General features: G+C 67.3%; 11 protein-coding genes. 5 read left to right on the plus strand and 6 right to left on the minus strand.

Annotated elements, in window-relative coordinates; genetic code table 11:
- Positions 1-180 precede the first annotated feature (180 nt).
- From AB4Y84_RS06635 to AB4Y84_RS06655, 5 genes are all read right to left on the minus strand, one after another.
- A complete protein-coding gene (locus AB4Y84_RS06635) occupies positions 181-960 on the minus strand; it encodes a hypothetical protein (RefSeq protein ID WP_442243735.1) in 780 nt (259 codons plus the stop codon).
- 110 nt (positions 961-1070) lie between these two features.
- Positions 1071-2282, minus strand: coding sequence for an OprO/OprP family phosphate-selective porin (locus tag AB4Y84_RS06640; protein ID WP_442249899.1), 1212 nt, complete (start codon positions 2280-2282; stop codon positions 1071-1073).
- Between the two features lie 229 nt (positions 2283-2511).
- Complete coding sequence (nth, locus tag AB4Y84_RS06645) at positions 2512-3201, minus strand: endonuclease III (protein WP_312788073.1); 690 nt, start codon at positions 3199-3201, stop codon at positions 2512-2514.
- A complete protein-coding gene (locus tag AB4Y84_RS06650) occupies positions 3201-3554 on the minus strand; it encodes a hypothetical protein (protein ID WP_428704117.1) in 354 nt (117 codons plus the stop codon). The genes nth and AB4Y84_RS06650 overlap by 1 nt, the downstream gene beginning before the upstream one ends.
- 4 nt (positions 3555-3558) lie before the next feature.
- Positions 3559-4353: an enoyl-CoA hydratase/isomerase family protein gene (locus AB4Y84_RS06655; protein ID WP_442249900.1), complete on the minus strand. Its 795-nt coding sequence runs from the start codon at positions 4351-4353 to the stop codon at positions 3559-3561.
- A gap of 166 nt (positions 4354-4519) precedes the next feature.
- On the opposite strand from AB4Y84_RS06655, the gene AB4Y84_RS06660 reads away from it, so the two are divergent.
- The 3 genes from AB4Y84_RS06660 to AB4Y84_RS06670 all read left to right on the plus strand — a co-directional run bounded on the left by AB4Y84_RS06660 (position 4520) and on the right by AB4Y84_RS06670 (position 7050).
- On the plus strand, positions 4520-5221 hold the full coding sequence (locus AB4Y84_RS06660) for an FKBP-type peptidyl-prolyl cis-trans isomerase N-terminal domain-containing protein (RefSeq protein ID WP_442243733.1): 702 nt from the start codon (positions 4520-4522) through the stop codon (positions 5219-5221).
- A 129-nt stretch (positions 5222-5350) separates the two neighbouring features.
- Positions 5351-6154: a CoA pyrophosphatase gene (locus tag AB4Y84_RS06665; RefSeq protein WP_312112155.1), complete on the plus strand. Its 804-nt coding sequence runs from the start codon at positions 5351-5353 to the stop codon at positions 6152-6154.
- Complete coding sequence (locus tag AB4Y84_RS06670) at positions 6151-7050, plus strand: sulfurtransferase (protein WP_428704118.1); 900 nt, start codon at positions 6151-6153, stop codon at positions 7048-7050. Before AB4Y84_RS06665 ends, AB4Y84_RS06670 begins: the two co-directional genes overlap by 4 nt.
- A 213-nt stretch (positions 7051-7263) precedes the next feature.
- Here AB4Y84_RS06670 and AB4Y84_RS06675 read toward each other — a convergent pair whose 3' ends face one another.
- Entirely contained in the window at positions 7264-7830 is a 567-nt protein-coding gene (locus tag AB4Y84_RS06675; RefSeq protein WP_093817788.1) for an N-acetylmuramoyl-L-alanine amidase, read from the minus strand.
- Between the two features lie 72 nt (positions 7831-7902).
- Between AB4Y84_RS06675 and AB4Y84_RS06680 the strand changes: the two genes are divergently transcribed.
- Positions 7903-8430, plus strand: coding sequence for an alpha/beta hydrolase (locus tag AB4Y84_RS06680; RefSeq protein ID WP_025875362.1), 528 nt, complete (start codon positions 7903-7905; stop codon positions 8428-8430).
- A gap of 144 nt (positions 8431-8574) precedes the next feature.
- A partial coding sequence (locus AB4Y84_RS06685) for a THUMP domain-containing protein (RefSeq protein WP_442249901.1) occupies positions 8575-9044 on the plus strand: 470 nt, incomplete at its 3' end.

The following is a 9044-nucleotide window of genomic DNA, read 5'->3' on the forward strand; positions in this document are numbered from 1 at the left end:
GCCAGAATGGCGACGGCGGCGCGCGACTTGAAGGCGTGGATCACGGGAGAGACTCCTGGGGTGGTCGAGGGGCGGCTGCCCGACGTTTCGGTGCACATTCCATAACGGTTCCATGACACGCCCGCGTCTGTCATATGACGCGAACGTGACAGCCGTCATGGCGGTGCCCAAGCCCGCCCTTCACAGCCCGCGCAGCGCCTCCGGAACGGCATAGCGACCGTCGCGGGGCTGCAGTATCCAGCGCTGTGCGGGTGCCGTCGTGTCGGTGGCATGGCAGTCGTCACCGGCGGCGACGCTGATCGTATCGGTGCGCTTTTCGCGCACGACGATCGGCGCCAGGCCAGCGGCATTGGCATTGCCCATTTCCAGCGTGCGCTCGAAGCGGCTGAACTCGCCGGCGCACCGCGTATCCCATTCGCCGCGACTGCCGCTGACGGCCAGCGGGGCAAGCACTCGGCGCAGCTGCCGGCCCTCGCGTACGAACAACTGCAGCTCGGTCTGCGCGAACGGGTTGGGGCCTGAGCTGCCGTTGTAGTCCATGCGCACGCCGAATGCGCGGGTGGCCGGATCCAGCTGCCAGCGTGCCGTGTCCAGGCGCAGGCCGGTAAAGCGCAGCGCATCACTGCTGACTGCATCGGCCACGCGGGTCCAGGCCAGCGGCTGGCCACTGGCGGTATCGATCAGCAACAGGTCCAGGTCGCCACCGCGCAGGTCTTCCGAGGCGGGGGCGGTCCATTGCGCGACGGCCAGCAGGGTCGTGCCGGGCTGTGCGGGCCACGCGCGGCAGGCCGTGCTGTCCGCATCGGTGAAACGTGCCGTGACCGGCAGCGCGCCGGCCGGCAACTGCCGATACGCGGCCTCGCGCACGGCCTCCGCATCGTCACAGGCGAACGCAGTGGCGGGCAGGGCAGCGAGCAGGACACCGCAAAGCAGGCGGCGCAGGCGGAGCGAGGAAGGCATCCCGAAGGTCCTTGTCGACAGGGCAGGGCATCATCGCGCGGCCACCGCCTGCCCACAACGACGAAGGCACGGCCTGGGCCGTGCCTTCGTTCGAACGCGTGCTTCCAGTATTACCAGAAGAACTGCGCGCGGGCTTCCAGGATGTTCGGATCGTCGTTGACGAAGCCGCGGGCGGTCGAGCTGTACTTCTTGCTGTCGACCATCACGTAGTTGAGCATCAGCTTGAAGTTCGAGCRCCAGTACCAGTTCGCGCCGACGGTCCAGATGTCCATCTTGCCGCCGAGCACGCCATCGACGATCGGCGGACGGCCGGCCACCGGGTTGGCGGCGAGGTTGCCGTCGTTCAGATCCATGTGGTCATAACGCACGCCCAGCTGCCACTGGCCGCCAGCCGGGTTGTTCGGCAGGCCGGTGCCCGGGGTGCCGCCCTTGTAGCTCCAGCTCTCGCCGGTGACATTCCACACGCCGCTGACGTAGTAGCCATCGCTGGTGTAGTTGTCGTTGGCCAGGCGCTTGGCCTTGCTGGTGTAGTACTCGGCCTGGGCCTTGAACGGGCCCTGGAAGTACATCGCTTCAGCACCGATGGTGCTGACGCGGTCGGTGTCGACCAGGTTGCCGCTGTCGACCAGGCGCGCGGTGGCCAGGTCAGCGTTCGGGCGGGCACGCACGCGCAGGGTGTCCGCGTCGGTGTCGTAGTCGACGTAGCTCAGGCCGAAGTGCAGGACCTGGCCCTTCTCGTTGATCGGGGCCCAGGTGCCACGTGCGCCGTAGCCGCTGCCGTGGGCCAGGTTGCGGGTCAGTTCGCGGCCGAAGGCGCTGGCGGTGACCGACCAGTTGTCCTGGCCGTAGCTGTAGGCACCGCCCAGGCGACGGGCGACGGCGTAGGTGTTGGTGACCGCAGCCTTGGAGATGAAGTCGTTGTTCTTGGTGCTGGACAGTTCTTCCAGGCTGTTGGGCTGCTTGAACTGGCCGACCTGGATGAAGTGGTTGGCGTTGCCCAGCAGCTTGTACTTCACGTTGGTGTCGAGGAACTTGTCGGCCTTGGCGTCGTAGCCCACGACCCATTCCACGTTGCCCGGGCCCTTGCCCTTCAGCACCAGCTCGGCGCGGCGCAGTTCGAATTCGCTGTTCTTGCCGTTGCCGGCGTCACCGCCGTTGAGGTCCACGACGTCATTGTCGTACCAGTTGCCGTCGGCCTGGACCAGGCCTTCGAAGGTGATTTCCGAACCGCCGATCACATCGATGGCGACTTCGGCGTGGGCGGCCGGCACGTACAGCGCAGCAGCCACGGCGATCGTCAGGAGCTGGTGATGCAGTTTCATGGAGAGGAGCCTTGCAGGCAGGTGGGAAGATGCGCGCAGGCTAAAACGTGAAGATTGCGTAAATGTGACAGTTCGCGCACGGCCGCGATCCGCCGCAGGCCCCGTCACGGCTGGGCCTGCCATTGAAACCGGTTACGTATGACGCGCGGATTGCGCCCCGGTTGCAGTAGATCCACGCCATGCGTGGATGGATTTTCCAGCCGATCCACGCCATGCGTGGATGGCGCGGTCACTCCGCGGGTGTCTTGTCCTTGTACCGGCACAGGTCGGCAATCACGCACCCCGGGCAATCCGGTTTGCGTGCTTTGCACACGTACCGGCCGTGCAGGATCAGCCAGTGGTGCGCGTCGAGCAGGAACTCGGCGGGAATCGCTTTGACCAGTCGATCTTCAACCTCGCGCACGTTCTTTCCGGGGGCAAGTCCAGTGCGGTTGGCGACACGGAAGATGTGCGTGTCCACCGCCATCACCGGTTCGCCGAATGCGGTGTTGAGCACCACGTTGGCGGTCTTGCGGCCGACACCGGGCAGTGCCTCCAGTGCGTCGCGATCGCGTGGCACTTCGCCACCGTGCTTCTCCAGAAGCAGCGCGCAGGTGGCGATCACGTTTTTCGCCTTGGCGTTGAACAGACCGATGGTGGCGATGTATTTCTTCAGTCCCTCTTCGCCCAGGGCGAGGATTTTCGCCGGCGTGTTGGCAACCGGGAACAGGCGACGGGTCGCCTTGTTSACGCCSACGTCRGTGGCCTGCGCGGACAGCGCGACCGCCACCAGCAGTTCGAACGGCGAGCTGTATTCCAGCTCGGTCTTCGGATGCGGGTTGAGTTCGCGCAGGCGGGTGAACATTTCCACCACGTCGGCGCGCGGCATCGTACCGCCGCGGCGCGCAGGTGCGCGCGCGGTCTTCTTCACGGTCGCCATTACTGCTCCTTGCCGGCGGCGCGGGCCTTGGCCCGGGCGAGGATGGCGGCCGCTGCTGCGGGCAGGGCGGGTTTGGCGTCAGGTGCCGGCGCGGGTGTCCGGCGCGCGTCACGCTCGGCCTCGCGGCGGGCCAGGCGCACGGCACGTGCGCGGAAGCGTTCGCGCGCCGCCCATGCGCGCTGCAGCTGCAACTGCATCTGGCACAGACGGTCGGGCAGGTCTGGATGATCGGGCAGCAGCCGCTCATCGCCAGTACGCGCCACGTAGTCCATCAGCCCAGCCTGCAGCGCACCATCGGGATCGTCTGCCTGGACCCGGGCGAACAACAGCACGGGGTTGGGTCGGGATGCCATGGCGTCAGCGGTTCTGGAAGGCGGGGGGRCGGCGCTGCAGGAAGGCGCTGGTGCCTTCGCRCATGTCCTCGGTGGCAAACAGCAGGCCGAACTGCGCACTTTCGTATTCCAGGCCGGCTTCCAGGCTGCATTCGCCGCCCACGTGCACCGCATCGAGCAGGCCGCGCAGCGCCAGCGGCGCCGACTGTGCCAGCTGCCGGGCCAGGGCCTGCACGCGGGCGTCGAGCTCGGCGGCGGGTACCACCTCGTTGACGATGCCCAGGGCCAGTGCGCGTGCGGCGTCGATCGGGGTGCCCAGCAGGCACAGCTCCAGCGTGGCCGCACGGCCACACAGGCGCAGCAGTCGCTGGCTGCCACCGAAGCCGGGAATCAGGCCGAGATTGATCTCCGGCTGGCCGACCTTGGCGGAATCGGCGGCGATGCGCAGATGGCAGGCCATGGCCAGTTCCAGCCCGCCGCCCAGCGCAAATCCGTTCACCCGGGCGATCACCGGCTTGGGCATGCGTTCGATGCGGCGCATCAGGGCTTGGCCGAGCAGGGAGAAATCACGTCCCTGAACCGCGCTCAAGGTGTTCATTTCCGCGATGTCGGCCCCGGCCACGAACGCCTTGGGGCCAGACCCGGTCAGCACCACCACCCGTACCGCCGGGTCGGCGGCGGCGGCGCCAAACGCCTCGGCCAGGGCCTGCAGGGTGGCGGCATTGAGGGCGTTGAGCTTGTCCGGGCGTTGCACGGTAATGGTGCGGACGGCGCCATCATCGCTGACGTCGACCGGGTGGGGAGCGGGGGCCTCGACCACGGGAAACTCCTGGAACGTTAAAAAAAAGTGATATTGAACTCTGTAAACGCAGACAGGTCATAGCCTGCGTGGTGAGTAGCGGTTACACGTTGTGGCCGTTATCCTAACCCGTCGCCTCAGGGCGGCGCAGAACGTCCCTGAGTTACCACCCCTGGAGAACTGTTTGATGAAGTTGCGTTCTATCGCGGTCGCCGTCGCGGCCCTGGCCCTGACGGGCAATGCCTTCGCCCAGGACATCGCGTCCGAGAAGGGCAAGCTGAGCTACTACTTCGGTTACGACTACGGCAACAACCTGGCGGAGCTGACTGGTCGCGGTGAGCAGCTGGACATCAACTCGGTGGTGAAGGGTCTGCAGGACGCCTACGCCAAGAAGCAGCCGGCGATCACCGCCGAGCAGCTGAAGCCGGCTGTTGAAGCGTTCCAGAAGCGCGAGCAGGGCCGTGCCCAGGCCGCCAAGGCCGAGTACGAAAAGGCTGCTGCCGAAAACAAGACCAAGAGCGATCAGTTCATGGCGCAGAACAAGGCAAAGGCGGGCGTGCAGACCCTGCCGAGCGGCGTTCAGTACCGTGTGATCGAAGCCGGCAAGGGTGCCAAGCCGACCCAGGCCAGCACCGTGCAGCTGGAAGTGGCCGGTCCGTTCCCGTACGGCCAGCGCCCGACCGAATCCCGCCCGGCCCAGCAGATTCCGTCGATCAAGGTCAGCGAAGTCGAAATGAAGGCCATGCGTGAGACCCTGCTGCAGATGCCGGCAGGCTCGAAGTGGGAAGTCTCGCTGCCGCCGGATCAGGCCTACGGCGCCGACCCGCGCACCCCGTTCCCGCCGAATGTGGCTGTGCAGTTCGAGATCAAGCTGATCAGCGTCAAGTAAGAAGAAACAGCGTCAACATCAACGCGCCGGTGAACCCACCGGCGCGTTTTTGTTTCTGCACCACGCTGCAGCCGTGCGGGGCCCATCCCAAATTCAGCCCATTCGCGCTACTGTTGACCGGTGCAAATAATGGAAGAAACGGCGCGTGCTGTCGCAAGCCCCTGCATCAACGTCTGCAAGCTGGATCGCAACCGGCTCTGCGCCGGGTGCGGGCGGCATATCGACGAAATCGCACGGTGGTCGTCGATGAGCGACGGCGAGCGCAGCCACATCCTGCAGCGTGTGCTGCCCCTGCGCCAACAGCTGCAGCAGTCGCTGCGAGGTTCGTTGGCCGATCATGAGCGGCTGCTGCGCGCGCTGCATCCGCTGGCCGAACCGCCGGCAGGTGACGGCTGGAACCGCAGTGAACTGGATGACCTGCTGCCCCCGGGCCCACCGGTCGAGGCGGCGGTRCTGGCTGGCATCGTGCCGCGCGCCAACGGCGCGCAGGTGATCCTGACCCGGCGTACCGAAACCCTGCGGCAACATGGTGGCCAGGTTGGCTTCCCCGGTGGCCGTACCGAGCCCGATGATCGCGATGCGCTGGCTGCCGCACTGCGCGAAAGCCAAGAAGAAATCGCGTTGGCGCCGACACAGGTGCAGGCACTGGGATATCTCGATCCGTTCGTGACCATCACCGGCTATCGCGTGACCCCGGTGGTGGCGGTGATCGATCCGGATTTCGTGGCGGTCCCGCAGCCCAGCGAAGTGGCCGAGGTGTTCGAAGTGCCGCTGGACTATCTGATGGCCGCCGACAATCTGCGGCAGGTCGAAATCAACCATCGCGGCCGCGTCCGCCATGTCCTTGAATATGGCTGGCCCGGCCAGCGCATCTGGGGCGCCACTGCGGCCATCCTGTACAACCTGCGTCGCCGCCTGGAGCAAGTGCAATGAAGCCGATCGACCCACCGTGGACCACCCTTGTCGATGTTGCGACCCTGGCTGCGGCCTTGGGCGATGGGGTGCGCGTGGTCGATGCCCGCGCGACCGCAAGTACCGTGCGCGTGGTCGACGCGCGTGCATCGCTGGCCGACCCGCAGGCGGGCAATGGCCTTTACGCGCAGGGACACATTCCCGGCGCAGTGCATGCCGATCTCAACCGCGACCTGTCCGATCTGACGCGGGTGGGCCATGGCCGCCACCCGTTGCCCGACAGCGATGCGTTCGCCGCACGACTGGGGCAATGGGGCATCGGCACCGACACGCAGGTGGTGGTGTATGACGGCAGCGATGGCAGCATGGCCGCCGCGCGCCTGTGGTGGCTGCTGCGCCTGATCGGGCATGCGAACGTGGCCGTACTCGATGGCGGCATCGCCGCGTGGCAGGCCGCCGGCCAGCCGCTGGCGACCGGCAGCAGCGAGGTCACCGCGTTGCCCGCGTATCCGGGGCGCTTCGATAGCGGCCAGGTTGCCAGCGCGGACGAGATCGAATCACGCCTCAAGCACGCACCGGGCTGGCTGGTCGATGCCCGCGCGGGCGAGCGGTTCCGCGGTGAGGTGGAGCCGCTGGACCCGGTCGCCGGCCATGTACCGGGCGCGGTCAATCGCCCGTTTGCGTTGAACGTGCTGGACGGCCGCCTGCGCGATGCACAGGAACTGCGTGCCGAACTGCAGGGCGTGATCGGCAACCAGGACCCGCAACGCGTGGTGCTGATGTGCGGCTCGGGCGTGACCGCCTGCCACCTGCTGCTGGCGATGGAAAGCGCGGGCCTGTCCGGCGCCCGCATCTACGCGGACTCATGGAGTGGCTGGGTCAGCGACAGCAGCCGCCCGGTCGCCACCGGCGCCTGAGCAAAACGGGTTGGTCGATTTGACGTTCATCCACGCATGGCGTGGATCTACTGGCCACCGATTCATCTCTGGGGCAGAGCCCCCTGAGTCAGGGGGCGGCCGCGAAGCGGCGGGGGTGTGGGAGCTGGTAAGTGGGGCCCGCGGTTCGCGCAGCGAAGCGTGGGAGCGACAGCGCGTATGCGATGGCGTGTACCCAGGGCGCAGCCCTGCCCATCATCCCAACCCCTGCAACGGCACCTTCGCCAGCACCCGCGCCCACGGGAACAACGGGCCCGGATCACGCTTGCGCGCCACGGTCACCGCCGGGTCATCACTGGCCGGCACCTGCTCCAGGTCCAATTGGTCATGTCCGGCAATCCGCCGCAGCGACGGGTAACGAGCCACCAGTGCCTGCAGCAGCTGTTCCAGCGCCAGCAGCTGCGCTTCGGTGTACGGCTCGTCCATCGCCTGGTGGCGGCTGTCGAGCCAGTGCGGGTAGCGCCCCGAATTGACCAGTTCGATGCCCACGGTATCGGCATTCATGCCGCGCACGTGGTGGGCGATGCGCTCCGGCGCCACGTACTGCACCACGCTGCCGTCGCGGTCGATGTAGAAATGCCCGCTGTTGCCGGCGCCGCTGTCGTACAGCACGCGCTCGCCGTACTCCCGGGCGGTCGCCAGGTCGGGTAGTTCCGTGCAGTGGATCACCACCATTGCCAGGCTGGATGGATCGCGCAGTGGCAGGCGGTCGTGGTAGGGCAACGGCTGCAGCTGCAGGCCGGGCAGGAGCGGTTTGGGCATGCGGCGATGCTAGCATTGCCGGATGAAACTGCCTTCCCTTCTGCTGTCGATCCRCTCCGTGGGAGCGTACGCATGAGCCGCGGTCACTGCATCCTGTCCCACGGCTTCGAGAGCGGCCCGGAGGCGACCAAGGTCACCGCGCTGGCCGAAGTCGCCGAGCGACTGGGCTGGACCCATGAGCGCCCCGATTACACCGACCTGGACGCGATGAGCCAGGTGAGCCGCGTTGGCGATGTGCGCACCCGCCTGCAACGCCTGATCGAGCGCACGGCCGCTGCCGCTGCGCAGGGGCCGGTGGTGCTGGCCGGCTCTAGCTTGGGCGCCTACATCTCTGCCATTGCCTCGCTGCAGGTACCGGTGGCCGGCCTGTTCCTGATGGTGCCGCCCACCACCATGGGCCCGATGCCGGCGCTGGATGCCGCGCCGGTGCCGACCACGGTGGTGCAGGCCTGGCATGACGAGGTGGTGCCGGCCGCCGGGGTCATCGCCTGGGCGCAGGCGCGCTCGGCGCAGCTGCTGCTGGTGGACGATGGCCATCGCCTGGAACATCACGTGGAAGCCTCTGCGCAGGCCTTCGAGCGCCTGCTGCGGCAGCTGTGAAGCCCGGGCGCACAGCGCGCCCGCCCGCATTGACTACAATGGCAGCCCCGCCGCCCCCGGCGCGGGCCTGCCGGCCGTGTCCACGGCCCTCCCTTCCGAATGGCCCGGCCCCCTGCCGTGCCTGACCACCTGCGAACCGATCCCGTGAAATTTTTTGTCTCCTGCGCCAAGGGCCTGGAATACCTGCTTGCCGATGAGCTGTCGGCCCTGGGCCTGGAAAAGGCCACCGCCACCATCGCCGGCGTCAACGCCGATGGCGAACTGGAGCAGGCGCTGCGGATCGTGATGTGGTCGCGGCTGGCCAGCCGCGTGCTGTGGCCGATCGACGAATTCGAATGCCCGGACGAGCAGGCGCTGTACGACGGCGTGCGTGCGCTGCCGTGGCACGAACACATCAAGCCGGAGATGACCCTGGCGGTGGATGCGCATGTGTCCGGCGACAAGATCACCCATGCCCGTTTCGCCGCGCAGCGGATCAAGGACGCCATCGTCGACCGCATGCGTGACGAAGGCCTGGAGCGCCCTTCGGTCAATACCGATCTGCCGGACGTGCGCGTCAACCTGTCGCTGCGCAAGGGCCGCGCCTCGCTGTCGATCGACCTCGGCGGCGGCCC

Source organism: Stenotrophomonas sp. 2YAF22 (assembly GCF_052114665.1).
GTDB classification, from domain to species: Bacteria; Pseudomonadota; Gammaproteobacteria; order Xanthomonadales; family Xanthomonadaceae; genus Stenotrophomonas; species Stenotrophomonas indicatrix.